The 836-nt window shown below is 68.2% G+C and carries 1 protein-coding gene; it reads left to right on the top strand.

What is annotated here, in order from left to right:
• Window positions 1-836: AMP-binding protein (locus MOV75_RS40100; RefSeq protein ID WP_247008375.1), on the top strand; the 836-nt coding region annotated here is incomplete at both ends.

The following is an 836-nucleotide window of genomic DNA, read 5'->3' on the forward strand; positions in this document are numbered from 1 at the left end:
ACCGGACGGGCCCAGTCCGCCATGGTGGAGACGCTGCTCGATCCGCTGGTCGAGCGCATCCCGGTGGCTGAACTCGAAGACGCGATCGCGTCGGGACCGACCAAGCCGGCCCGCGCCGCGCGGCGCGCGGCTTCAAGCCTTGCCTATCTCATCTATACGTCAGGCTCCTCCGGCGCGCCGAAGGGCGTCATGATCGAGCAGCGCGGCCTGTCGAACCATCTGGCCTCGCTCGTCTCAGAGCTCGGCCTCTCCGCCGGGGACGTGATCGCGCAGACTGCACCGCAGAGCTTTGTCATCTCGGTCTGGCAGTTCCTGGCGGGGCCGATGGTCGGCGCGCGCGTGCATGTCTGCGACAACGCGAACGTGCAGGACCCGATCCTGCTGGCGCGGGAGATCGAGCGCGAAGGCATCACGGTGCTCGAGGTCGTCCCATCGCTTCTGCGCGTCGTGGTCGAACGGATCAACGAGACACAGGTCCGGCGCGCCTTCGCCGGATTGCGGGTGCTGATCTCGACCGGGGAGCCGCTACCCGTCGACCTCTGCAGGGCCTGGTTCGCCCAATGCCCGAAAGTGCCGCTGATCAACGCCTATGGCGCCTCGGAATGTTCCGACGACGTCTCTCTGCATCGCCTGACCAAGGCGCCGGCGATCACGACCGGTATCGTTCCGGTCGGTGCACCGCTGCCGAACACCCAGCTCTACGTGCTCGATGCCAACCTCCAGCCGCAGCCGGTCGGCGTGACCGGCGAGCTCTGCATCGGCGGCGCGGGCGTCGGCCGCGGCTATATCAACGACCCCGCGCAGAGCCGGCAGCGCTTCCTGCCCGATCCGTTCTC

It is taken from the genome of Bradyrhizobium sp. PRIMUS42 (assembly GCF_023006515.1).
Classification (GTDB): Bacteria; Pseudomonadota; Alphaproteobacteria; order Rhizobiales; family Xanthobacteraceae; genus Bradyrhizobium.